22 protein-coding genes and 1 pseudogene are annotated in these 23,997 nt (G+C 67.5%); 12 read left to right on the top strand and 11 right to left on the bottom strand.

The features are described from left to right. Positions 1 to 127: 127 nt before the first annotated feature. Positions 128 to 1,138, top strand: coding sequence for an SEC-C domain-containing protein (locus tag ACQEWB_RS18770; protein ID WP_432832400.1), 1,011 nt, complete (start codon positions 128 to 130; stop codon positions 1,136 to 1,138). Between the two features lie 215 nt (positions 1,139 to 1,353). Beyond that, a complete protein-coding gene (locus tag ACQEWB_RS18775) occupies positions 1,354 to 1,821 on the top strand; it encodes a very short patch repair endonuclease (RefSeq protein ID WP_432832402.1) in 468 nt (155 codons plus the stop codon). Here the strand turns inward: ACQEWB_RS18775 and ACQEWB_RS18780 are convergent. From ACQEWB_RS18780 to ACQEWB_RS18795, 4 genes are all read right to left on the bottom strand, one after another. Further along, on the bottom strand, positions 1,753 to 3,102 hold the full coding sequence (locus tag ACQEWB_RS18780; RefSeq protein ID WP_432832404.1) for a DNA cytosine methyltransferase: 1,350 nt from the start codon (positions 3,100 to 3,102) through the stop codon (positions 1,753 to 1,755). The two genes, ACQEWB_RS18775 and ACQEWB_RS18780, sit on opposite strands and share 69 nt — an antisense overlap. Before the next feature lie 249 nt (positions 3,103 to 3,351). Continuing rightward, positions 3,352 to 5,157: a DEAD/DEAH box helicase gene (locus ACQEWB_RS18785; RefSeq protein WP_432832406.1), complete on the bottom strand. Its 1,806-nt coding sequence runs from the start codon at positions 5,155 to 5,157 to the stop codon at positions 3,352 to 3,354. Beyond that, positions 5,154 to 6,620: a hypothetical protein gene (locus ACQEWB_RS18790; protein WP_432832408.1), complete on the bottom strand. Its 1,467-nt coding sequence runs from the start codon at positions 6,618 to 6,620 to the stop codon at positions 5,154 to 5,156. Before ACQEWB_RS18790 ends, ACQEWB_RS18785 begins: the two co-directional genes overlap by 4 nt. A gap of 28 nt (positions 6,621 to 6,648) precedes the next feature. Continuing rightward, a complete protein-coding gene (locus ACQEWB_RS18795; protein WP_432832410.1) occupies positions 6,649 to 7,350 on the bottom strand; it encodes a hypothetical protein in 702 nt (233 codons plus the stop codon). A gap of 581 nt (positions 7,351 to 7,931) precedes the next feature. On the opposite strand from ACQEWB_RS18795, the gene ACQEWB_RS18800 reads away from it, so the two are divergent. Next, the gene (locus ACQEWB_RS18800; RefSeq protein ID WP_432832412.1) at positions 7,932 to 8,657 is read left to right on the top strand and encodes a hypothetical protein; all 726 of its coding nucleotides are present in this window, start codon (positions 7,932 to 7,934) and stop codon (positions 8,655 to 8,657) included. 736 nt (positions 8,658 to 9,393) lie between these two features. Here ACQEWB_RS18800 and cyaB read toward each other — a convergent pair. Both cyaB and ACQEWB_RS18810 read right to left on the bottom strand, forming a co-directional pair. After that, positions 9,394 to 9,972, bottom strand: a complete 579-nt coding sequence (gene cyaB, locus ACQEWB_RS18805; RefSeq protein ID WP_432832414.1) for a class IV adenylate cyclase — start codon at positions 9,970 to 9,972, stop codon at positions 9,394 to 9,396. Beyond that, complete coding sequence (locus ACQEWB_RS18810; RefSeq protein WP_432832416.1) at positions 9,969 to 10,844, bottom strand: helix-turn-helix domain-containing protein; 876 nt, start codon at positions 10,842 to 10,844, stop codon at positions 9,969 to 9,971. The genes cyaB and ACQEWB_RS18810 overlap by 4 nt, the downstream gene beginning before the upstream one ends. A gap of 102 nt (positions 10,845 to 10,946) precedes the next feature. Between ACQEWB_RS18810 and ACQEWB_RS18815 the strand changes: the two genes are divergently transcribed. The 3 genes from ACQEWB_RS18815 (at position 10,947) to ACQEWB_RS18825 (ending at position 12,496) form a co-directional block, all read left to right on the top strand. Continuing rightward, positions 10,947 to 11,462, top strand: coding sequence for a hypothetical protein (locus ACQEWB_RS18815; protein WP_432832418.1), 516 nt, complete (start codon positions 10,947 to 10,949; stop codon positions 11,460 to 11,462). A 250-nt stretch (positions 11,463 to 11,712) separates the two neighbouring features. Next, the gene (locus ACQEWB_RS18820; RefSeq protein WP_432832420.1) at positions 11,713 to 11,940 is read left to right on the top strand and encodes a DUF397 domain-containing protein; all 228 of its coding nucleotides are present in this window, start codon (positions 11,713 to 11,715) and stop codon (positions 11,938 to 11,940) included. A gap of 88 nt (positions 11,941 to 12,028) precedes the next feature. Further along, positions 12,029 to 12,496, top strand: coding sequence for a hypothetical protein (locus tag ACQEWB_RS18825; RefSeq protein WP_432832422.1), 468 nt, complete (start codon positions 12,029 to 12,031; stop codon positions 12,494 to 12,496). Between the two features lie 214 nt (positions 12,497 to 12,710). On the opposite strand, the gene ACQEWB_RS18830 is transcribed toward ACQEWB_RS18825, so the two are convergent. Together ACQEWB_RS18830 and ACQEWB_RS18835 are read right to left on the bottom strand one after the other, a co-directional pair. Further along, entirely contained in the window at positions 12,711 to 13,568 is an 858-nt protein-coding gene (locus tag ACQEWB_RS18830) for a hypothetical protein (protein ID WP_432832424.1), read from the bottom strand. A gap of 22 nt (positions 13,569 to 13,590) precedes the next feature. Further along, the gene (locus ACQEWB_RS18835; RefSeq protein WP_432832426.1) at positions 13,591 to 14,604 is read right to left on the bottom strand and encodes a threonine ammonia-lyase; all 1,014 of its coding nucleotides are present in this window, start codon (positions 14,602 to 14,604) and stop codon (positions 13,591 to 13,593) included. Between the two features lie 169 nt (positions 14,605 to 14,773). Between ACQEWB_RS18835 and ACQEWB_RS18840 the strand changes: the two genes are divergently transcribed. Next, positions 14,774 to 15,121, top strand: a complete 348-nt coding sequence (locus ACQEWB_RS18840; protein WP_432832428.1) for a DUF1330 domain-containing protein — start codon at positions 14,774 to 14,776, stop codon at positions 15,119 to 15,121. Positions 15,122 to 15,185: 64 nt separating this feature from the next. Here ACQEWB_RS18840 and ACQEWB_RS18845 read toward each other — a convergent pair whose 3' ends face one another. Then, complete coding sequence (locus ACQEWB_RS18845; protein ID WP_432832430.1) at positions 15,186 to 16,181, bottom strand: nitronate monooxygenase; 996 nt, start codon at positions 16,179 to 16,181, stop codon at positions 15,186 to 15,188. A gap of 256 nt (positions 16,182 to 16,437) precedes the next feature. Between ACQEWB_RS18845 and ACQEWB_RS18850 the strand changes: the two are divergent. Beyond that, positions 16,438 to 17,376, top strand: a pseudogene (locus tag ACQEWB_RS18850) (hydrolase); the annotation flags it as partial. A 66-nt stretch (positions 17,377 to 17,442) separates the two neighbouring features. On the opposite strand, the gene ACQEWB_RS18855 reads toward ACQEWB_RS18850, so the two are convergent. Then, positions 17,443 to 17,871, bottom strand: a complete 429-nt coding sequence (locus tag ACQEWB_RS18855) for a MarR family winged helix-turn-helix transcriptional regulator (RefSeq protein WP_432832432.1) — start codon at positions 17,869 to 17,871, stop codon at positions 17,443 to 17,445. Positions 17,872 to 17,933: 62 nt separating this feature from the next. Between ACQEWB_RS18855 and ACQEWB_RS18860 the strand changes: the two genes are divergently transcribed. The 3 genes from ACQEWB_RS18860 (at position 17,934) to ACQEWB_RS18870 (ending at position 20,805) form a co-directional block, all read left to right on the top strand. Further along, positions 17,934 to 18,740 carry an alpha/beta fold hydrolase gene (locus ACQEWB_RS18860; RefSeq protein WP_432832434.1) on the top strand — a complete coding sequence of 269 codons (807 nt, stop codon included), beginning with the start codon at positions 17,934 to 17,936 and terminating at the stop codon, positions 18,738 to 18,740. Between the two features lie 116 nt (positions 18,741 to 18,856). Continuing rightward, positions 18,857 to 19,159 (top strand): hypothetical protein, encoded by a 303-nt coding sequence (locus tag ACQEWB_RS18865; RefSeq protein WP_432832436.1) that lies wholly within the window; start codon positions 18,857 to 18,859, stop codon positions 19,157 to 19,159. Positions 19,160 to 19,311: 152 nt separating this feature from the next. Next, complete coding sequence (locus ACQEWB_RS18870; protein ID WP_432832438.1) at positions 19,312 to 20,805, top strand: alginate lyase family protein; 1,494 nt, start codon at positions 19,312 to 19,314, stop codon at positions 20,803 to 20,805. Positions 20,806 to 21,123: 318 nt separating this feature from the next. Here the strand turns inward: ACQEWB_RS18870 and ACQEWB_RS18875 are convergent, their stop codons facing one another. After that, positions 21,124 to 22,437 carry a DUF445 domain-containing protein gene (locus ACQEWB_RS18875; protein WP_432832440.1) on the bottom strand — a complete coding sequence of 438 codons (1,314 nt, stop codon included), beginning with the start codon at positions 22,435 to 22,437 and terminating at the stop codon, positions 21,124 to 21,126. Between the two features lie 188 nt (positions 22,438 to 22,625). On the opposite strand from ACQEWB_RS18875, the gene ACQEWB_RS18880 reads away from it, so the two are divergent. After that, on the top strand, positions 22,626 to 23,960 hold the full coding sequence (locus ACQEWB_RS18880; RefSeq protein WP_432832442.1) for an SGNH/GDSL hydrolase family protein: 1,335 nt from the start codon (positions 22,626 to 22,628) through the stop codon (positions 23,958 to 23,960). Positions 23,961 to 23,997: the final 37 nt, after the last annotated feature.

Raw genomic sequence — 23,997 nt, forward strand, 5'->3', positions numbered from 1 at the left:
CTGAGGCCTCCCGGCGTCAGCGGTGCTGCTTCCCGGCGAAGTGTTCATGGCCGACCTGCACACTTCGCTCTTCTTCCTTCTCCTCCTCTCTCCGCCTCCCCCAGCCATCGGCAGTACGGTGTCGTTCATGCGCCCCGACACGCCCGCCGAGAACGTCGACCACCCCGCCGAAGCGGCCCGCCTGGAGCGGACCGCCGGCCTGTATCCCGAGGACGCCGAGGCCCTGCTCCTGCAAGCCGCGGCCCACCTGGAACTCGCCGGCGACCGCCCCGCCGCGACCGCGCTCTACGACCGCCTGCTCTCCACCCAGTCCGGCCTGGAGAACCCGTATCTCGTACGGGCCCTCAAGGCCTCGAACCTCTGGGAGTACGGCCACGAGGCCGAGGCCCGAGCGATCATCGACGGCGTCCGCGCGGCGTCCCCCCGCGACCCGGCCCCCTGGGTGATCGTCGCGGAGGCCCTGGAGGCCCACGACGAGTTGGAGGCGGCGCAGGAAACGTTCACGGAGGGAGCCCGCCTGCTCCTGACGGACGTGACCGAGCCCCCGTACTCCACGCACCCCCTCCTCTTCGGCCGCCACCGCGTACGCCGCATGCTGGGCGTGGCCCACGACGACTGGGACGCCCTGGCCGACACCCTGCACTCCTCCCCGGTCTCCCTGGACGAACTCCACGACCCGAAACGCGTGTGGTCCCTGGGCTCGGACAACCCGGCGGAACTGGAAGCCGAGATCTCCCGCCTCCGAGCAGAACTCGGCGCCTACCGAGAGGCCCTCTCCCGCCCGTTCCCGGTGGCGGTCCTGCACTGGCCGACGGCGGAACTGACGGAACTCCTCGCGGCCTACCCGCCTCTCTCCGAGGAGTACCCCTCCCACGAGGAACACCTGTCGACGATAGAGGCGTCGCTTCGGGAACTGGCCGCCAGCGGCACGGCGAACCTGGGCATCGTCACGGGCACGGTCCCGTCGTACGAGGCCTTCGCGGCATCGGAAGCAGCATCCCCGTCGGACACGGGACTGCTACCGCAGTACGCGACGACGCTGGCGGCACGGGGGCGAGCGGTGGCTTGGCCGCCGCAGCGGGGAGCGGCTTGCTGGTGCGGGTCGGGGCGGGGGTATGGGGAGTGCCACGGGGCGTGACGACGTAACCGACCCAGCCCAGCACCGCTCAACTTAGGGGCTGGTCAGTCGAAAGCGTTTGAAGCATCTGGGCCACTGACGGCTCGGCGAAGCGCTGGTCGTGGCCGCCAAGTCTGGCCCAGATGTGCCCATGATCGACGCGGTGACCTGGGGCCGTCGGTTCGTACACCGCTCAGCCTCGAAGACCCGGCTTACTTGGGTCTAGGCTCTGTGCCGTGCCTGATGATCCGCAGTGGGAAGCGCCGGAAGGCTCCTGGGCTTCGTCTGCGGCACGGCGCCGCAACATGCAGGCGATCCGCAGCCGCGACACAAAGCCTGAGTGGCTGATTCGACGACTCGTGCACGCCCAAGGGCTGCGGTATCGCGTGGCTGCCCGCCCTCTGCCGACCCTTCGCCGGACAGCAGACTTGGTGTTCCGACCGACAAAGGTGGCCATTTTCATCGACGGCTGCTATTGGCACGGTTGCCCAGAACACTACGTACCGCCAAAGACGAACTCTGGTTACTGGTCAGAGAAAGTATTGCGTAACGTCGAACGTGACCGTGACACTGATCAGCGGCTCATGGATGCCGGGTGGCTCGTGCTCCGGTTCTGGGAGCACGAGCCACCCGACTCATGCGCGGACAAGATTGCCACTGCGGTTAACCGGCGGCGCAGAAGTAGTAGGACGCGGCCTGTCTGATACCGGAAGGAAGAGCTGTTCCGTCTGAAGCGCATCCGAGGCAGAGCCATCAGTATCCAGCTCATATTCGCCGAGAAGTTCATCCCTATGCTCAGGCCGGAGCACAGCGGCGATGGCACTCCCTATCGCCTGAGCGACCGGGGGCGGAAAAGCGTTACCAACCTGACGGTACCGAGCCGTCTTGCGCCCTTGGAACTTCCAGCCCTGCGGGAAACCCTGGATGAGCGCGGCCTGTTCAACCGTCAGCATGGGACCAGCAGGACGGAAAAGATCCCGCTCTGGATCGCAGTCCTTGGGATCGTTGGCAACCCCCATCCCGTCGACCCCCAGAGCTTCCCAGGCCCGCTTGGCCCTGGTTGGCCCGAGGTCTGCACCACCATGCTTCTTAGACCCTCCGACCAGGGTCGGAGCGACCCCCCGGCCCACCTCAGCTGCCCTGGAAGCCTTGCGCAGCCAGTCCCGGTAGACATCCTTGCCAGTACGCTCTCCCGGCTTCGCCCGCTCCCCATCCTTGTTCTTCGTCCAGTACTTCCGGCAACGGGCCTCCATACTGGCTGCGAGTTCGCTAGCTACGGTCGCCTGCCCGCCTCTGATCCTGGATGGCCACAGGAATTCGGTGTCCGATGAAACCAACTCATCTTCATGAATGACAACCAAGATAGCTCGCGGACGAAGCTGCGGAACACCAAAGTTACTCGCGTCAATTCTCCGCCAGACCTTTCGCATAACGCGATCCTGCTCGACGGCCGACCAGCTCTTCTTGATTTCTGGAACCACATAGCCGAGTTGGCGGAGCTCGCCGAGAATATCCCGGCGATAGTCAATGAAAACCTCCGGGGGCTCCAGGATCCCTCGAACGTTCTCAATCATTACCGCTCGCGGCATAAAATCTTCAATAATCTTCAAAGCGTCAGGAAAAAGGTCACGCTCATCATCTTTTCCCAACCGCTTGCCAGCCAGCGAGAACGGAGGGCACGGCACACCACCGGCGAGGAGATCCAGCTTACCCTTTTCGATCGGCAAGTTCCCGCGTACTTCAGTTTTGAGAAATTCCTTCACATCCATAGGCCTAAGTGCCCTAGTGTGTTCCTTTCCCCACCCCGGCCAGCCGCCGACGTTCGCCCGCAGTGTTTCCACCGCATGCGGATCCCACTCCACAAGCGCCAAGTGGTCGAACCCCGCGTTGTGCAGTCCAACGGCTTGGCCGCCCGCACCGGCACAGATCTCAAGCGAGGTCAGGGGCCGGGTGAACTGCGGACGCTCGCGACCGCTGGCGCTCATAGTGGTCCTTCCGGGAGTGACTCAAAACTGATGCCCAAGTGTCCCAGAGGCCATGCTCATTCGCCTGGTTCTTGAACACTCGACGCCGACGAGTGTCCCACTGTCTCTCCCCTGACCGGTGAGAGGGGGCAGGGGAGACACCAACGACCACTTTTCAACCTTGTGATCTTACGCACCACTCTTCCCACCAGACGCGCCCAAAGTCGTCATCGCCGTGCGCACGAGGGGTACCGACCAGCAGCGGACCCACTATCCGCCACGGATGTGCCGCAGCAGCGCCTCAATGTCGCCAGGTGCGAGCCCGGCGGCCACCGAGGGCTCCTCCTCCAGGTCAGCCAGCTGCTGGACCGTGGGGTCATCGAGGATCTTCCCCATGAACTCAAGTTTCCGGTCCATGCTCACCTCGACGACTTCATCGACCGTCCCACGCGCTGCGATCACCGTGACCCTGGTCTCCGTCTCCGGGGCAAGCCCCAGGCGGTGGATGCGGTCGAGGCTCTGCAGGTAGCGCCCAGCCATGAAGTCGCGGTCCACATAAACCGCATCATGGCAAACATGGTGCAGGCTGATGCCCTCTCCCAGAGTCGCCGGGTTAGAGACCAGCACCATGCAGCTGGGATCTTCCCGGAAGCGGCGCAACTGCTCTTCCCTGTCAGGCGTACCGCCGTACACGACTGCCGGACTGTACTTCTCCAGCATCTGCGCCAAGGTGGTCAAGCTGCGCACAAAGGTCGTCCAGACCAACGTCTTACGGCCCTGCGCGGCGTTCTCGGCGACGATTGCCAGCGCTTCCTTGTACTTGGGGGACAGCTCGTAGTCGGGAAGGTTCTGCATCAGCGAATACAGCGAGCTGCCAGCCGGAGGATCCAGCGGAGGCAACTGGTAGGCCAACGGCTCGTACTTGGTGGCGCCCTCCACCAACAAGGCTGGGCTCGTCGCGGCCATCAGCAGACGCAGTGCCGTCTTGCCAAGCGCACTGAGATCCTCCCGCGCGGTGCCGTTGGTAATGCCGCCCACCAACGAGCTGTAGATCTCCGCGTGCAGGTCCGGCATGTCGACGTAGCGCATCCGCAGGGTCATGGGCGGCAGGCCTAGCTCCTGCTTGGTCGTCCGGGTGAACAGCGGGCGCAGAACGGTGCTCGCGTAGGCAAGGTCCCCGCCGGCCACCGCCCGGGTGACCGTGCGTTGCCCGTGCCCTGGCCAGACAAAGCCCATGAGGTTCTCCAGGTCCTTGGAGCCGTTCGGGGCCGGTGTACCGGTCAGGATCAGCCGTCGTTCCGCGAGCGGGCCCAGCGCCATGCACGCGGCGCCGTACGTACCGCGTGCACCGAGCTTCATTCGATGGGCCTCGTCGAGAATGAGCATCGACGGGGCGGACTTAAGCCAGTTCGCGAGCAGAGGCAGGGAACGGTCCAAGCGCTCGTAGTTGACGATGAGGACCTCAGCCCACTCGTCCAGCGAGCCGTCGAGCACATGGGTGCGGAGCGGGTAGTTGAAGCAGACGGCCGTTTCATAACGCCACGACTCGTAGGCCGACTTAGGGCAGACAACCAGCAGTCTGCTGGCCGCACCCTCTGCCCGCTGGGCCGCGTACACGGCGAGCGCCACGCGGGTCTTTCCAGCACCGGGCACGCTGAAATTCGCCCCGTGCCCAAGCGAAAGCAGTTTGGCGATGTCACGTCGTTGGAAGGTGTTGAGGTCTTCCTTCCAGGTGTCTCCGAGCAGGTTCAGCACATCGTCAGCAGCGACTTCCGAGGATGCCCCGGAGTCGGCGAGGCGCTCCTCAACCAATCTGGAGTCGTTGACCACCCCGGCGACGAGCTTCCTGAGCTCCGGAGTCCACTCCACGTCGGCGGGGGCGGGCCAACTGCTGAGGAAAGGCAGGTTCGCGAGGAGCTCATCCAGGGCCACCGAAGCGGAGAGAGGGCCCAGCTGGCCGCCGGTACGGAACCGGGCGGCCAGCTGAACGAGGTTCTGCCGGTACTGGTCGGTGGTCCGCAAGACCACACGGGTACGCGAGTCGTCGAACCCCAGGTGCAGGGACGTTTCCGTCACTGGGTGCCCTCCGCGGTAGCAGCGGCAATGAGCCAGGAGACGCCGTCTCCAGGGTTCGGGATCCCCCGCCCCGCCTGCTGGGCGAGCTTGCGCAGGCTGGTCTGGAGCTTGACCACAGCCTCGTCGAAGGCCTCCTCATCCAGGCTGTTCGAGGTCCGGGCCTGAACCAGTTCGATGATGCACTGATCGATGTTGGCGCACGCGTCCGCGAGCCGGGCCGGCGCGAGCTGCTTGCGCTTGCGGACCCGGGCGTCGCGGCCATGGCTGTCGATCGCCTTGTCGAAGGCATCCTTGGCCTGGTCCAGGAGCGCCTGCGCCGAAGCCTTCTCGCTGTCAGGCAGCCCCGCCGAGGTATTACGGACAGTGGCGGCTGCCCGCAGGATGCTGTCGTTCAGGGCACGGGCCGCCGACACAGCCGACGAGGCGGCCGGTACGTCCAGCCCGAGCCCGGGGATGGACACGGATTCGGGCTGGGCTGTCGTGCCGGTGTCCGCCAGCGCCGGCGGCAGCTCCTTCTCCAGATACCCCTCCTCCAGGAACACCTCGTCGATGTGGCGCACGTCCGTCTTCGAGAAGTTCAGCAGGATCGCCGCCAGGCGCCGCTCCTTCATGATTTCGGCCTGGTCCCGGTCCAGGTTCTCCAACTTCACGTAGAGCCGCTGGAGTTCCTTGAGGCGCTCCTGGGCCCTCTCCCAGTCCACGAGCCGCAGCGCGACGCCCCCGCCACTCGCGCTGCGTTCGTTCAGCTCCGTGATGACGCTCAGGATCCACCGTTCCTGGTGGTACGTCGCCGGCCGGATCCGGAACTCCTTGGCGATCTGCTCGGGCGTACGGCCCAGCGCCGCCTGCTCCTCCATGGCGAGAAGCCGGTTGACATACGAGTAGTCGCGCCGCTGGTCCTGGCGGAGCTGAAGGGCCAGCTCCACGGCGTCGATGTCGGCCTGGGTAAACGACGGAGGGAGCACGCCCACGCGCATGGACGGCTTGTGGAGCTTCCGCAAGGCGACGGCACGCGTGTTGCCGTTCACCAGTACGCCGTGATGTGTAACCAGCCCGGGGTCGTTCTGGCCGAACTCCCGGAGGTCTTCCATCAGCTTGTCGAAGGCAGGGTCTTGAAGCTCCGGGTCAGACGGCATGGCCTGGAGCAGGCCGCTCAGGTATTCCTGGCCTGCCTCTCCAAAAGGATCCTTGTCCAAGTTCCGGTCCTGGTCCGGCTTGTGACTGCGCTGGGCGCGGATCCTGTGCGTACCCGGGTTGAGGTAGAGGTCGTTCAACGGGAGGTCGATCACATCGACGTGGATCTGCTGCCCGTTCCAGTCGACCGTGACCGTTTCCCGGGTGCCTCCAGCGCCCTTCGCCTCCGCCACCCTCTTCTTGATCAGCTCACTGAACTGCTCCGCGCGCGGCGGCGGCGGGAACTCCCGCACCATGTCTTTTCCCCGTCCCTTTCTGTCGCCGGTCATGTCAGCTACTTTTGCCGGTCGTTCCGGATCAGCCGGTCATGTCGTCGATGGCCTGCGCCACCGCAGCACGCGACTCCTCGGGCAGCGTGCGGTAAATGCCCCACACCTTCTCGATGGGACTGAACGAGCGCTGGTCAGCATCGATCCACTTGGCGAAGAGGCGCTGCTCCAGCGGAGCAAGAGCCTCGACAAGTTCCAGCAGCGCCCCGAGGTCAACCTCCCGGTCGGCGCCGCCGCCGGTCCCACACCGCTTGCACTCGGTGACGAGCTGGTGCTCGACGCTCCCGTCCGAGTTGAGCACCTTACGCCGTGAGACGTTGAGCTTGGCAAGCTCGATCCCGCCGCCGTCCTCGTACGCCTCGCCGGCGCCGATGCCACACGACCGGCACAGGTGGTTGTCGTCCTGGAGTACCTTCGCCCGCTGGGCAGCGGTGAGGCTGGCCTTGTGCTTCGGCGCCTTCGACTTGCCAGGGATCCAGACATCAGCACCCCTGATCACAAACCGCTGCTCCTGCTGGAGCAGCGAGGGGTCGTCGCGGCTCGTGTCGATCCGCCAGCCGTGATCGCGCAGGTCCCGCAGCCTGCGGTCGATTTGCGCCACCTCCGGGAAGGCTTCACGCAGCTGGGCCTTGGTGAAGATGTTCCCCTCCCCCACCTCGGTGACCAGCCACAGCGCAGCCCTCACCATGCTGCCGAACTGCTTGTCCTGGTAGGACGGGATTTCCGCCATTAACGCCTCCGTGAACTCGTGCCGATGACACGCCTTTTGTTTCGGAGTGTGCGGCAACCGCAACTGACAGTGCAGTCACCTGGGCTCCGCGATCCCCCGCCCCTCAGCGGCTCATTCAGCTGACACCAAGGACCAGGTGAAAGTCCAGGGCTTTCGAGCTTGCCCGGGTAAAGCAATTTCTACCGGACGGACTTGCTCTCAAAGAGCAAGTCCGTCCGGTACCCGAGAAGCAGAGAATGGGGCGCAGGAACATCGCCCCTGGGGCACAATTGCCGGATCACGGGAAGACCTTGGGGCGGATGACCCCTTAGGACGCACAAGCAGCCCAGGAAGGCAGAAATCGCATGTCATCGGCCGGAAGGGGCTCAGCAAGACGCGGTTGGCTGGATCCTGGGAAGGGATTCAACGCTGACGTACCTCCACGGAAGCGGCATCTCGCACTGGCGCTTCGAGCCCTGTCCAGGCTGCTCAAAACGCAAAACCCGGATAAACCGGCAGATAGCTATCCCACTCAGGCGGACGCAGCGAAACGTCTTGGCTGTACCGCAGATTCACTGTCGAGGTACCTGAACCGCCCCAGGGTGCCTTCGCAGAATTTCGTCGAGCGTCTGCACAAGGAAGCTTCAGCAGATGCCGCCGCCAGCGGCCAGGATGTCTGCATCACTCACGACTACTTGCTCGCCCTCCGTGCCAGCGCCGAGGGCGAGCGGCTGGGATGCAAGCTCTGCGTCCAGCTGGGCGGGCGAATCGATTCGCTTACGCAGCAGCTCAGCAGGCCCTGCCGCGCCTGCGCGGTCCGCCAACAGGCACAGGATGAAAGAGCGGCAGAGCTGGCGACGCTCCGGGGCGAGGCGGCAGCCCTAAGGGCCTCTGTCCAGGAAATGGAAACCGTTGAAGCCGGCCTGCAAGCCCGTCTGGCGATGGCCAAAGCTTCCAAGACTCCGCTGCCGGTCCCCCGCCAGCGGCGGGACCGGCAGCGGAGCGAGAAAGAGGTGGCTGCGGCTCGGCAGTTGGCGGCACACGCCAAGGATCTGGACGCCGCCGGGAACCCAGCCTCGGCGCTCACCCTCCTCAGACAGACGACTACCGAACTGCTGACCCCGGTCGAGACCGCTTTGGTCCTGTTGGAGCTGAGGCAGGGGGAGCATGACCACCTGGCTGACGACCTGATCCACGTCTACGGGCGAGATCAGAGAAACCCGAGACATGCGATGGCAGTGTCACTGGAATTGAACGAGGAAGGAGCATTCGATGACGCCGGCGCCATACTGCGAGCAGTTTTGAGCCGCCCCGCCGGCGCCACATGAGGCTCCACCCGAGCGCATCTGCGCACGCTGCAGACGTCACCCAGCCGTCAGACTGCATCCACCTGGGTAGCTATTGTCATTCCAGGATTGGAGGCTGCGTTTTCGCTGATGGAGCGTAGGGTCAGCAGCCCCGTGGGAGCCTGGGCCGCTGAGCACCGTGATTGCGGCCGTGATGGTTCGGGCGGCCGCACGGATCTAAGCTCTCGGAGCCAAGGAGGCCCTGGAGATGCCCCGGCAGGAAATGGAACGGGTGCCCAGGCTCGGGATCCTACTCGGTGAGCCCCGCCCCGACAGCAGCGAAGTCCGCAAGACCCAGCTCTAACCCCGGGGCAGAATTCCAGGACTGGCAGTGGCGTACGCGTCCCGCCGCCTCCCACCGTGGCCATCGTCGCGGTGACCTCAGACGACCGCGTTCCTGCTTAGTCCTGCATAGTCCTGCATAGTGATCACGACAGATTGCGGACCTGGCGCCCTCGCCGCACCTGCGTACACTCCACGGTGCGTCCGTCGCAGAAAAGCGATTCACCGTGGGTTCGATGCACACCTGCCGGCCGGCGACCGCACCGTCGCCGAGACGGCACCCTCGCCCTGGTGGGGTAACACCGTCTGCAGAAGTCCCCGCACTCAGCGAGTGTCACACCGCTTATGACGGAGCGTCACCCACGCATGGAAGCCCGAGCAGCTTTGTGGAAGCCCTGGTAGAGCCACGGTTCAGCGTTACCCAGAGTCCCCGCCGTCACTCCGGGCTGATGAAGCCTGAACGTGCCCGTTGCGCAGCCACAGCACCCGTATACGTGTCCCGGGTAAGGTCTTCAGATCCGATACCGAACCCAGCGAGGACAGCACGCACGTCCTTCAGAGCCGCTGTCGTCTCGGCTTCGTCGACGAGCGTCTCTACCTCAAGGAAGGTCCCGTCGACCTCCGGCACCCGAACGAGTGTTGCCAGCATCAGTCGACCACGTGCCTGGAACTCGTAGTTCCTGCAGCGTTTTTCGAACGCGATGACCTCGACATGACCGAGGCTGCGCAAGATGGCATGCGCAGCCTCCGCATCCTCAACTCGGGTCTCGTACTCAGGTTTTGATCCAGAACTCTCGTCGACAGTCGCATCCTTGAAGGTCAGCACCGTCCGTGTGCCGCCCGTTCCGTGGACCGTACGGACACGCAGCTCTTGATCCGCCTTCTCCAACGAGCCATCAGGGCGGTCGTAGTACGTATCCCGGTATACCTCCACGCGGGCCACTGCGAGCTCGTCGAGCCGCCGCATGACTTGCTCCGGTGCGTGCACACGGGCCTTCAATTCCGCTTCGATCACGAGCGGTTCCCCTCTCCCGGTCGTACCGTGCGCTGCGCGCCGGCAATGACCGCCTCAAACATCCTGCGGAATCCCCGGAACAGGGGTCCGTGCGGCGTCTCCATGACCTTGTAGGTCGCCGACTCATGCCCTTCCCACCCTGCATCGAAAGCGCCGACGAACATGGTGGAGTCCATACGAATGACCCGCCAGGTGGGCAGCATCCGGTAGCGCCACACACTGATGTCGCACACGTCGGCCAGCTCTCGTAGCCGGGCCTCGGCCAGGCGTACGCCGCCGGCGAGGGATTCTGCCGACTCTCCGATCTCGGCTGCCCGCCGGGTGAGAGCGTCACTGTCCGGATCGAGGAGCGCGACTCGTACGCGGAGTCCCTTTCCGCCACGTTCGCGCGGCAGGCAGGCGCGGAGCAGGCTGTCGTTGAGCCCTACCAGGCCAAGGCCGCGTACCGCGAGCAGGTCTAACTCGGTTGCCTCGCGGGCCTGTTGTTGGATCTCCTCGGCTGCCGAGTGCTGGGCGGCGTACACCCGGACGACCTCGGGGAAGGCGGCCAGGTCGAAGGCCACACCGCCGGACCGCTTCTCCCTGCTCGCCGCGAGGCCCAGCAAGTGCCGGGCGTCGTCGGGCATGCGGAGTCCGTCCGCGATGCGCTCGTAGACATCGAGCCGGGAGACCTCACGGCGCCCGTTGATGATCTCGTTGACGCGTGCCTGCGTCATTCCAGCCGCCGCGGCGATGCGTGACTGGCTGGCGCCCGCGTACTGCTGGGCGTACCGGAACACGGCGCCCATGTTCCGTGCGCGCAGAGCCTGTCTGACCTCGGCACGCTCCCAGGCCCAGTCCGGCAGCTCGATCGGCGCAAGCGGGGCGGTCACGGATCAACTCCCGTTATTCGCAGGCGGGATCGGAATGTATCCCACGGTGAGATTACCGGCTGGATATCGAGTCGACACGGTCTGTCACCCGATGGTGGCTCCATGAACACTGCTTCTCTGGAATGGATGCCGACGGGTCACTCGGTGTCGTTGCTTCCTGCGGGCAAGTGGTGGGACGCCATCAAGGTCCCCCGCGCCATCGCGTTGGAGACCCTCGACCGCCTACGCGACGAGTCCGGGGCCGTGATGGAGGATCCGTGGTCCGACACCCTCTATTGGCTTGTCCCTACAGGGCGGGCGACGGCATGGGAAATGCCTGAGTCGTCACATGTCACCGTGCTCGGCGACACCGCTCATCTCGTCGTACCGGGTCCGCAGTGCACGGTTGGGCCTCACTGGCGTGTGCCTCCCGGTCTCAGCAACTTCCTCACTGATCCGGAGAAGTTGCATGACGCTTTGGCCCGCGCCGCTGCGATCGTCACCAAGCAATCGTCTGCGGAGGCGTACGAAGCGCTCGTCGGCCATTACGAGGCTTGCTCCGGATGTGCGCACGGCACCGAATCATGCCTGCTCGGACGCCAACTGCGTCAAGCGTGGGTGGGCGTTCGATGGTCCTGATCTGCTGCCGGTGCCAACTCGGCATTCGCCCAACAGACACGTATGACCAACACGTCCACGACAGGGCATCGGGCCCGCCCCACGTGACGTATAGCCATCGCGATGGCTGTCCCGAAACGCCTCCGGTACAGGACGCCGCGTTTGGTCCCCCGCACCGTCTCGGTACGCCCGAGGCCACCACCGACTCCCGCCCACCCCGGGCGGCGGCGGTCCCCCAAGACCGCGTCAGCTGAACCAGAAAGGCAAACCCATGCTCGACGGAACCCACCTCTACGACCTCGACATCACCAGCGCGTCCTTCGTGAAGGCCTGCGGAGGCCCCTGCACCGAAGGGTGCGTGACGCTCGCGCGGATCGGTGAGAGCGCCTGGGCCCTCGGTGACAGCAAGCGGCCGGGGGCCGAGCCGTTGCGGTTCACGACGGAGGAGTTGGACGCGGCCGGTATCGATCCCGCGAGGTTCGGGCTGTCGTCCGTCTGACCGGCGGCTCCTCTTCCCGACCGGTCCCGGTGCCGTAGCGCAATGGGACCGGTCTCCCTCGATTCTTGACGCCGGATGGGGACGACTGGTGCACCACCACGGTTATCTCTGGACAGGTCCGAAGCCGCGATTCGACGAGGAGGCGTTACGGCGTCCACCGCATGCGGAGCCTCCTGCTGCCGGTAGCCGACCGGAACTCGTACAGCGCTATCGCGAGATGGCGGCAGGGTTCCCGATCTCGGACCTTCCACCGCTGGAGACGGCGTACTGGCTCGTCAAACCGGGCTCCCTGGTTCGCGGGACATGGGGCGAGCCCAAGGAGGCGGCCGTGTGGTTGGGGGAGCGTATGGTCGAGTACATGGCCCGGTTCGGCATCGAGGAGGATCGCCAACTCGCGCGTATTTCCTCGCTGGTTGACTCGACTGCGCTGAGGTTGGATTCGGGCGGGGACGTATCGCTCGGCTTCTACCTTGAGCGGCCGTCGTATCTGTCGCTGGCGGTGGTGACATGCTCTCCGAACCGTTCGAGGCCGGGCCTGACCTGTCCCGTCCGGTGAGCGAGCACGCGGCCGGGAGGGAGGGTTCCGCGCTCCAGTCGTTCGCCTCGATCTCGTACCTCTTGGCGTTTGGAGACGCGTCGCGGTTACGCCTCTGATCGCAACAGCCCCAAGTGGGCGCGCTTGAGCCCGCCCATCTGCGCGAACTGGTCGGCGAGGTCGACGAACGAACGGTCCAGGAGTACCGGAGTCTCCTGCGCGACCGTTCACGCGATCAGCCGGTCTGAAGTTCCTTGATGAGCTGTTCGGCCATGCGCCGGGCGGGTTCACGCCGAGGGTCTTCCGGGTGCGCGTACGGGCCGAGGATCTTCGAGCAGGCGAACAGCGTCATCAGCTTGCCGTCCCGGCTCTCGAAGTCCGACCGGCGCTCGCGCCGTACGCGATCGGCCAGAGCCGGGACAGCAAGCGAACTCGCCCACAGCGAGGCCGAGTCCAGACCCAGCGGCGCGTTACCCCAGTCCTCCCAGTCGAAGAGACTGAACACCGGGGCGGTCATGTTGGCCCAGTTCAGGTCCGCGTGGGCCGGCACCCACTGCTCGATGGTCGTATCGAAATCGCCGGAGAAAACACTGCGGATGGACTCAGTGACGAGAGCCTGGGTGATGGTGTCGGTGTCCGGTGTGGCGATGCGGCTCGTGCTCTGGGCCGCAAGCGCGTCCAACGACGCGTTCAACGCCTCCCACCAGCCATCCGGCAGCTCCGGGGCTTCACCCAAGATGGCGCTTCCGACAAGAGACCCTGGCAGAAGCTCGGTTTCGTCGGCCCGCCACAGCACCGGCCCGTCCGCGGCCCGCCAGACCACACACCCGTGCCATTCGGGCTGGGCGATGCCCTTCAGACGAGCGGCACTCTCCGTCCCGTTCCACCCCTGGTCGGAAATCTTGTCGAACAGGCGCCGCTCAATCCGAACCCAGGTGTCGCGGTCTGTTCTGGCCCCCACGGATCGGCGCTTGCGCACCATCGTGTCCGGGAGCAGCCCCACTTGGAGCGACCGCTCGACGCGGTCAAGAACCTCGTCAACCGGCTGTACACGTAGGTCGACAACCTGACCCGTGGAGACCGAGAGCGTCATGGACGCGACCGTAGCAAGGGCGTCAGGACCCGCGCACGCCAGCCGTCCCCACCCACCCCCGATACGCATCCACATCCACGTTGCTCCCACACACCACCGTCACCACCCGCCTCCCCGCGAACCGCTCCCGGTTCTCCAGGATCGCCGCGATGCCGAGTGCCGCCGACGGTTCGACGACCAAGCCCGCGTGGTCGTGGAGCAGCCGCATCCCCGTGATGATCGACGGCTCCTCGACCAGGACCGCGTCGTCGGCGACGGCGAGGAGGTCGTTCAGGACGGCCGGGATGGGGAAGCGGCCGGCGACTCCGTCGGCGATGGTGTTGGTCGTGGGGGTGGTGATGACTCGGCGTTGGTGGAAGGAGTGGGTGAGAGCCGGGGCGCCGAGGGGTTGGACGCAGATCAACTCGACCTCTGGGGCGAGGGACTTCAGGATGTGGCCCACTCCCGTTGCCAATGCGCCGCCGCCCAGGGCGATGAGGACCGTGTCGAAGGGCGGCGGCGTCACTGCGTCCGCCTCCGCCTCCGCTCGGGTGGCGTCCAGCAGTTCCAGGCCGATGGTCGCCGCGCCCTCGCAGGTCTCGATGTCCAGGCTGTCCTCGACCAGGCGAATGCCGTCGTGACGGGAGATGGCCGCGGCTCGTTCTCGGGCCAACTCGTGGTCCCCGTCTACCAGTTCGAGCCGGGCGCCGAGCGCTCGGATGCGGTCGAGCTTGGCACGGGTCGCGAAGCGGGAGGCCACGACCGTGATGTCGAGGGAGCGGCCGCGGGCGGACCAGGCGAGGGCCTGGCCGAGGTTGCCGGCACTGGCGCACACCGCGGACTGCGCGCCGCTCGCAGCGAGTCGGCTCGCGACCAGCTCGGTGCCGCGGGCCTTGAAACTGCGTACCGGGTTCGCCGTTTCGAGTTTGATGCTCACCGCGCAGCCGAGCTCAGGTTCCAGTGCCTCGCAGCGGTACAGCGGAGTGTCGAGGAACACCGGGTCGATGAGGCTGCGGGCGGCCCGGATACGGGCTGTGTCCAGGCGCGTCTGCGGCATGGGACAGGAGCGTAACGCCCATCGGTGCGGCTCCCTTCGGGTGCTCAGGGGCGCTCAGGGGCTCAGGGGGATTACCTGCCGGGTAATCGACCCCAACCGCGCCTGCCTGCCACGATCGTCGACGTATGCAGAGCACGGAGCCCGACCCACCCCGAGCCGGAGGGACACCATGACCGCCTACGCCATAGCCCACCTCCAAGAGGCCGCACCGCACGCCGAGATCGCCGAGTACATCGAGCGCATCACCTCCACCTTCGAGCCGTACGGCGGGCGTTTCCTCGTGCACGGTTCGCCGCATGAGGTGAAGGAAGGCAGTTGGCCGGGGCATGTCGTGGTGATCGGGTTTCCGGGGATGGAGGAGGCCCGGGGCTGGTGGGACTCGCCCGCGTATCAGGAGATCGCGCCGCTGCGGTCGCGCCACATCGCGGGCGACATCGTCCTCGCGCCCGGCGTTCCCGACGGCTACGACCCGAGCGTGACCGCGAAGGCGCTGCGCGAGGCCATGTCCGGCCAGTAGGCTCCGCGGCTGCTCCGATGCGCGTACGTCTGCCCGTACATCTGCCCGTACGTCTACACGCACATCATCGTCCCACCGCCCGTCCCAACGCCTCCTCGGCCTCCGCCGCCAGCCTCGCCACCAGCTCCGCCGCCGGTGGCAGGTCGGTCACGAGGTCGACGGCCTCGCCCGCCCACACGGGCAGCGGCGGCACCGCGCCCCGCAACACGTCGTCCTGGTAGGCCTGTTGGGCCTCGGCAGACGCGGCCAGCTCCGCCTCCCTGCCTCGCCATCGATCAAGGTACGCATGGCCGAGCGTGCGCGCCGTGTACTTCGACGACGACCACGCCGTGGCCCCCCGGGCGATGTCGAGGACGCTGTTGCGTTCCGTGTCCCGGCCCCGCCCCTCCACGATCGCCTTGACGATCGAGGGGTCCGCCAGGGACTCGGACGTGGCCTGGAAGCGGGTGCCGAGCAGCGCTCCGGCGGCGCCCAGCGCCAGCGCGGCAGCCACTCCCCGCCCGTCGCCGACCCCGCCCGCCGCCAGCACCGGTACCGGTACCGATGCCGATGCCGATGCCACGAGATCCACCACGAGCGGCACGAACGGCAGCGTGGACATCCCGCGTCGGGCGCCGTGCCCACCGCTCTCCGTCCCCTGCGCCACGATGACATCGGCGCCGAGGTCCAGCGCCTGTCGGGCCTCGTCCAGGTCGGTGACCTGGAGGATGACCTTCGTATACGACGTACCGGCCGCCGCGCGGATGCGCTCGACGTACGGCGTCGGATCGCCGAAGGACAGCATCACGGCGTCGGGGCGGTGCTCCAACACCCGTTCCACGGCGGCGACTTCGGTGGCCCAGGTCAGGAAGCCGACGCCCCACGGCCTGCCGCAGTCCGCCACCAGGGGCAGTTCGCGGGCGAGCAACTCCCGGTTGCCGTCCCCCGCTCCGAGCAGCCCGAGTCCGCCGCCCCTGGACACGGCCGCCGCGAGGGCGCCGCCGGCCGAACCGCCCATCGGTGCGGAAACGATCGGGTACCGCACGCCGAACATCCGCGTTAACGCCGTAGAAAAGGCCATTGCCGCTGCCCCAACTCCCCTCCATCCAAACGGACTTGGGCCAGGTAAGAGATCTACGTGAAGCCCCGGAACGCCCTCCCGCCGTCCGCGATCTTCCCTATACCGTCCTCCCTTGTGTCGAACGGCGCTCGCCCAATTGCCGTTCTACGCGCGAAGATTCGGCACCCGCACCGCCGCTCCAGCTCCATCCCCCACCTCCCGCCCCCCACATGGAGTTCCCCCACTCATGGAGTCCCCCCTCATGGAGGTCAACCGGATGTCCGGTCCCGGCAAGTCCTGTCGTCGACTCACCGCCCCCCTCACCGCCCTCACCGCCTTCGGCCTGCTGGCCACCGGCGCCGTCGCCCAGGCGACCGCCACGGCCACGCCCGCCGCCGCTGCCACCACACACCGCGTCCTGTTCGACGACGGCCACGCCGAGGAGGCGGGCAACGCGGACTGGATCATCTCCACCAGCAAGCCCGACCCGCTCGGCGAGGACTCCTCGCCGAGCGACGAGACGGACTGGACGGGCGCGCTTTCCTCGTGGGGCGTGGCGTTGCAGCAGACCGGCGACTACAGCCTCAAGACCGCGACCAGCGCGCTGACTTACGGCGGCTCGTCCGCGACCGACCTGTCGAAATTCGACACGCTGGTACTGCCGGAGCCCAACACGAAGTTCACGACGGCCGAGAAGACCGCGATCATGAACTTCGTCAAGAACGGCGGCGGTCTGTTCATGATCTCCGACCACACCGGCGCCGACCGCAACAGCGACGGCTACGACGCAGTCGAGATCCTCAACGACCTGATGACCAACAACAGCGTGGACAGCGACGACCCGTTCGGCTTCTCGATCGACTCGCTGAACATCAGCTCGGGCTACCCGAAGGCGATCACCGACAGCAGCGACCCGGTCCTGCACGGCTCCTTCGGCACGGTCACCAAGAGCCTCATCGCCAACGGCACCACGGCCACCCTCGCCCCCGCCGACAACTCGGCCGTCAAGGGTCTGCTCTACCGCTCCGGTTACTCGGGCAACACCGGCGCCTTCTTCCTGACCAGCACGTACGGCAGCGGCAAGGTCGCCTTCTGGGGCGACAGTTCGCCGATCGACGACGGCACGGGCCAGTCCGGCAACACGCTCTACGACGGCTGGAACGACACCGGCGCCACCAACGCGGCCCTCGCGCTGAACGCCACGGAGTGGCTGTCCTCGTGACATGACGCGGGCCCGGGATTCAGCCCCGGGCCCGCAGTCGTCACGCATGCGGGCAGAGCCTCAATCACTGCTCGGGGCAAGGCGTTCGAGCAGTTCCAGCAGTGCCCGGCGGCCCTCCTCGTCCAACGGCGAGAAACACTCCGCCAGCACCTCGTCGGCGACCTCGTGACCGGCCGCGAGGGTGCGCTCGCCCACCACGGTGAGGTGGTGTTCGATACGGCGGCCTCGCCCCGGCCGCCGTTCGACCAACCCCTGTGCCGCGAGCCGGCCCACAAGCCCCCCGAAGGCCTGTTCCGTCTGGAAGGTGGCGGACGCGAGCTCGCGCGCCGACGCTCCGGGCGTACGGCTGATCGCACGCAACGCGTCCCACTGGGCCAAGGTCGTGCCGACGGCCGTCAACGCGGTGTCCAGTGCACGGTGTTGGCGGTACTGGGTCTGCTTGACCGCTCGACCGAGAAGTTGGAGCTGAACTCGCAGGTCATCGCGCATGGGGCAAGCCTACCCCACTAACTAAGCTAGCTTATATAAACATCCTTAGTTACAGTGGGGCCATGACTCCCACGGACACCAACACCACCCAGCCCCTCCACTCGAAGCCCCTCCACCCGCACCCCCTCCGCCCCGTCCTCGTCCTGCACGGCGGAGGCGGCCCCGCCACCGTCGCCGGACTCGCCCGCCACCTCTCCGAGACCGGCGCCGACGTCATCGCCCCGGTCCACCCCGGCTGGGACGGCACCCCGCGCCCCGACTGGTGCACCGGCATCGACGACCTGGCCCTGGCCTACCTCCACCTCCTCCAGGACCGCGACCTGCACGACGTACTCGTCGTCGGCTCCTCCCTCGGTGGCTGGATCGCCGCGGAGATGGCCGTACGGGACACCGAGCAGCGCATCACCGGGCTGGTCCTGATCAACGCCGTCGGCGTGCACGTCGACTCCGAACCGATCGCCGACTTCTTCGCCCTCGACCCCCGCGCCGCGGCCGAGCACTCCTGGCACGACCCGGACCGCTTCTACGCCGACCCCGCCACCCTCCCCGCCGACGAACTCGCCCGCCGCCAGGCCAACATGACCACGATGCGCGCCCTGGCCGGCGACCCGTACATGCACGACCCGAAGCTCCTGCGACGCCTCGGCCGGGTACGCCAACCCGCTCTCCTCGTCTGGGGCGAGAGCGACCGCATCGTCACGCCGGCTTACGGGGCGGCGTACGCGGACGCCTTCGCGGACGGCCACCTCGAACTCGTACCGAAGGCGGGCCACCTGCCGCACGTCGAACAGCCGGAGGCGACGTTCGCGCTCATCGACGAGCATGCGCGTCGGACGAGCAGCAGGCACCCGGCCGGCCGGGGCGAGTGAATTCAGGGGGACGGGGGTCCACGGAACCTGACAACCCTCGGCTCAGGTTTGCTCCGGTCGTCCGCCACACAGCTAGCCTCGGGCACATCAGTCAAAGCGGGCGGTAGGAGGCAGGCATGGCCAAGGTTCCCAGTGCGGTGGTCGCGGCGGGTGGGCTCGTCGGTGGGTACGGCGTGGCTCGCTGGACGAAGAAGCGGCAGCTGGGCGGGGCCGTGCTCGCCGTCGCGGGGGCGGCGGCCGCGCAGCAGTGGCGGCAGCAGGCGGGAGGAAAGGCCGCGGGCGCACTGACGGCCACGTACGTCGCCGCCTTCGCCGGGTCGCACCCGCTCGCGAAGAAAGTGGGCGCCTGGCCGGCCGTGTTCGGGGTGGCGGGCGCGGTGGCGCTGGCGTCCTGGGCGGTCGCGGACCGGCACGCCTGAGACGCGAGCGGGGTCTGCCGCTTGCGCAACGGCGGTACGGGGGTGGCAAGTTGGATGGTCCAGATGTCCTGGGCCGTACGGTTGTCGTACGTCGCGCTGACGAGGGTCACGTGGTTTTCGTTATCGGCGTCGGACGTGGGCGTCTCCATGCCATGCATGTGACTCGACAGACTCGGCAGACTCGACAGATCAGCCGCCGCACCGTCCTCAAGGCCACCTGCGCGGCAGCCGGAGCCGTCGGCGTCGGGGTCGCCGCCGTTGCCACGCCCGCGCAGGCGGCGAGCGGCGCCTTCGCGCACCCCGGCCTGCTGCACACCCGTACCGATCTCGCCCGCATGGCCACCAAGGTGAAGGCGAACGCCGCTCCCTACACCGCCGGTTACGCCAAGCTGACCGCCAACCGCCACGCGCAGGCAGGCTGGACGCCCAACCCCCAGGCCACCGTCTACCGCGGCGCGGGCAGCCCCCAGAACTACGCCACCCTCTACAACGACGTCCACGCCGCCTACCAGAACGCCCTGCGCTACCACGTCGGCGGCGACAGCGCCCACGCCGACACGGCGGTCGCGATCCTCAACGCCTGGTCGGCCAAGCTCACAGCCGTCGCCGGCAGCGCCGACCGCTTCCTGGCCGCCGGCCTCTACGGCTACCAGTTCGCCAACGCCGCCGAACTCGTCCGCGACCACGGCGACTTCGACCTCGCCCGCTTCCAGGAGATGCTCAGCAAGGTCTTCGCCCCGCTCAGCGACGACTTCCTCGTCCACCACAACAACGCCGTCGTCACCAACTACTGGACCAACTGGGACCTCTGCGCGATGGCCTGCGTCCTCGCCACCGGCATCTTCTGCGACGACAAGGCCCAAGTCGCCCACGCGGTCGACTACTTCAAGAACGGCGAGGGACTCGGCTCGATCAAGAACGCGATCCCGGTCCTCCACGACGACGGACTGGCCGAGTGGCTGGAAGCCGGCCGCGACCAGGGCCACGCGCTCCTCGGGGTCGGCCTCATGGGCACGTTCTGCGAGATGGCGTGGAACCAGGGCATCGATCTCTACGGCTACGACGACAGCCGCTTCCTCAAAGGCGCCCAGTACGTGGCCAAGTGGAGCATGGGCGGGCAGGTCGACTACACGCCGAACACCCGCCGCAAGGGCGCGATCGGCGGCTGGTCCGGCTCGGAGACGGCCACCGCCGCGGCCGCCGTCGACCCTGCCATGACCCGCCCCGTCTGGGCGATGATCGCCAACCACTACACCAAACGCCGAGCCCTCTCCGCCTCCTACCTCACCCAGATCGCCGCCAAGTCGGCCCCCGAGGGAGGCGGCGGAGACTACGGCCCCAACAGCGGCGGCTACGACCAACTGGGCTTCGGCACACTGGCGTTCACCCGGAACAGGTCAACGACACCGACGGCTGCTGCTTCACCGACGCCCACGGGCGCGGACCCCAAGCCGCAGTCAGCGGGCAGCACCCCCATATCCCCGTCCGCGTCGCCGTCATCCGGCAGCAGCGGTGCCGACCTTGCGGCCACGGGTTCCAGTGACACGGTCGGTTGGGCAGCCGCGGCCGGAATCACCACGGTCGCCGGAGGCCTGCTTCTGCTGCGCCGCCGGGACCGGATGCGCCAGGGCGGTGCGGCGGAGTAGGGGCCCGTCGCAACGCAGGGTGCCACGAGGGGTCGTAGAGCGGCTGCAGGTGCATCGTGGCTGGTCGCGCAGTTCCCCGCGCCCCTGAGCGGCATACACGCGCCGGAGCGGGTCGGGATGGGCCGAAGCGGATCGGGATGGGCCGCCCCCACGCACCCGCAGCCGCGAACGCACCGGAGCGGGTCGGGGCGGTACGGCGCAACCCGCCGCTTACGTGGTCCGTTGGGCTCGTTCCCCCCTCAAGACACAGCAGTACCGTCGGCGGCGGGTTCGCCGTACCGCCCCGACCCCGACCCACCCACGAACGGCCGCGCACCCTCACGCGCCCAAGACCCGCGAAACGGTATAGATCAACAGCCCCGCCAACGACCCCACCACCGTGCCGTTGATCCGGATGAACTGCAGATCACGCCCAATATGCGCCTCGATCTTCCGAGTCGTGTGCTCGGCGTCCCACCCCGCCACCGTGTCCGTGATCAGCGAGGTGATCTCCCCCCGATACGTGGTGACGACGTACACCGCCGCCCCCTCCACCCAGCCGTCGACCTTCCCCTGCAACTTCGGGTCGACAGCCATCCGCGCCCCCAGCGACAGCAGCGAAGCCCGCACCCGCAACCGCAGCTCACTCCGCTCGTCCTCCGCCGCAGACACGATCATCGACCGCACGGACGTCCAGGCCGACGCGATCAGGTCCTGCACCTCGCCCCGCCCCAGTACCTCACCCTTCAGCCGCTCCACCCGCACCCGCGTGTCCGTGTCCGACTGAAGATCCGAAGCGAAGTCCCGAAGGAACCGGTCCAGCGCCCCCCGCGCCGGATGCGTCGGCATGTCCCGCATCTCGGTCACGAACCGCAGCAGCTCCCGGTACACCCGCTCGCCGACCTTCTTGTCCACGAACCGCGGCGTCCACCCCGGCGCCCCGCCCTGCACGGCGTTCATGATCTCGTCGTCGTGCAGCACCAGCCAGTCGTGCGCACGCGTCACGACAAGATCGACAACCCGCCGATGCCCACCATCAGCGACGATCTTCTCCAGCATCTTCCCTATGCCGGGCGCGATCTCCTGCGCGTCGGCCCGCCGGGTGATCGCCTCCCCCACCACCGCCTGGACGTCCGAGTCCCGCAGCACGGTCAGCGCGCCCCGCAGCGCCGCCGACAGCTCCGCGGTCACCCGGTCCGCATGCTCGGGCTCGGCCAGCCACGCCCCCAGCCGGCTCCCGATGCCCACCGCCCGCAACCGCTGCCGTACGACATCCTCGGACAGGAAGTTCTCGCCGACGAACTCCCCCAGCGACACCCCCAGCTGGTCCTTCTTCGTCGGAATGATCGCGGTGTGCGGAATCGGCAGCCCCAGCGGCCGCCGGAACAGCGCCGTCACCGCGAACCAGTCGGCGAGCGCGCCGACCATCCCGGCCTCGGCGGCGGCCGCCACGTACCCCGCCCAGGCACCCGCACCCGAGTTCGAAGCCCACTTGGCCAGCACATACACCAGTGCCACGAACAGCAGCAGCCCGGCCGCGATGAGCTTCATCCGCCGCACCCCGCGCTGCTTCTCCAGGTCTGCGGCGCTGAAGGTGGTCATCGCACGCGCGGCCGAAACGACACCAGCCTTATGCGGATCCGTACGTTCCATCCACTCCACCCGTTCGTGATCCCCTGCACATATTGTCCCTTCCTGACCGACTCCTGGAACGGAACAAGAGTTCCCGGCGTCTGCTCGGACGGGGGGGTCCTGTCCAACTACCCCGCATCCCATGACGCATCATTGGGATGATCACTTCGGAGCCTCGGGCTCCCATCCACCCGAGGAGAACGCACCGCATGACCAGACGGCATGGTTATGCCCTGCTATCCGCGATCATCGCCCTGATCGTGGGCCTTTCGGCCGCCATATACGTCGGCGTCGCAGCCGACGACGGCACCACCAGCACGAACGCCATCGGCAAGGGCGGCGCCGCGCGCAACCCCGCCGCCCCCGCCTCCACCGGCATCTGGGTCGGCGCCTGGTCCGCGTCCCCGGCCGGCGCCGAGCCCGGCACCGAGACGACCGGAATGGCGGGCCGCTCGGTCCGCAACGTCGTGCACATGAGCGTGGGCGGCACCAGCGCCCGTATCACCCTCTCGAACCTCTACGGCCAGTCCGCGCTGACCATCACCCACGCGTCGATCGCCGTGGCGGCCGCCTCGGACACGGCGGCCGCGACCGCCGACACCATGCGGCGGCTGACCTTCGACGGCAACACCACGGTCGTCGTCCCGGCCGGCCGGCAGATCCTGAGCGACGCGGTCCGCGTCGTCGTCCCGCAGGGCAGCGACGTCCTGGTCACCACGTACTCCCCCACCGCGTCCGGCCCGGTCACCTACCACCCGCACGCGCAGCAGATCTCCTACGTCGCCCAGGGCGACCTCACCGAGGACGTGACCGGCACCGGGTTCAGCGAGCAGACACCGTTCTGGCGGTACGTCACCGCCGTGGACGTGCTCAGCCGCGACGCCGACGGCACGGTGGTCGCGTTCGGCGACTCGCTCACCGACGGGATCACCTCCACGCAGGGCGCCAACCGCCGCTGGACGGACGTCCTTTCGCAGCGGCTGCGCACGGCCGTCGAGTCCGGCCGGGACCTGCCCCGCTACAGCGTCGTCAACCAGGGCATCAGCGGCAACCAGGTCCTCGCGAACGGCCTCGGACGCCCCGCCGACAACCAGAGCGGCCTGAGCCGTTACGCCCGCGACGTCCTGTCCCGCACCAACGTCAAGGTCGTGATCGTCGACCTCGGCGTCAACGACATCCTGCGCAACCCGCGGCTCGCCGACCCCGACAGGATCGTCGCCGGCCTGCGCACACTGGTCCGCCAGGCCCACGCCCGCGGGATCAAGGTCATCGGCGCGACCCTGATGCCGTTCCAGGGCCACCGCGGCTACAGCTCGGCGCGCGAGGCGGTGCGCGAACAGGTCAACGCCGAGATCCGCTCCGGCCGGGTCTACGACGCGGTGGTCGACTTCGACAAGGCGCTACGGGACCCGTACAACCCCCGCAAGCTGCGCGCGGACTACGACTCGGGCGACCATCTCCACCCCAGCGACAAGGGCTACGCGAGGATGGCGGAGGCCTTCGACCTCAAGGACCTGAAGGGCTCGGCACCGGCGGAGCTGTAGGTCGCCGCGAACGCCGTAACGACTCAGCAGTCGTCTC

Origin of the sequence: Streptomyces sp. CA-249302 (assembly GCF_050936785.1) — a bacterium.
Classification (GTDB): Bacteria; Actinomycetota; Actinomycetes; order Streptomycetales; family Streptomycetaceae; genus Streptomyces.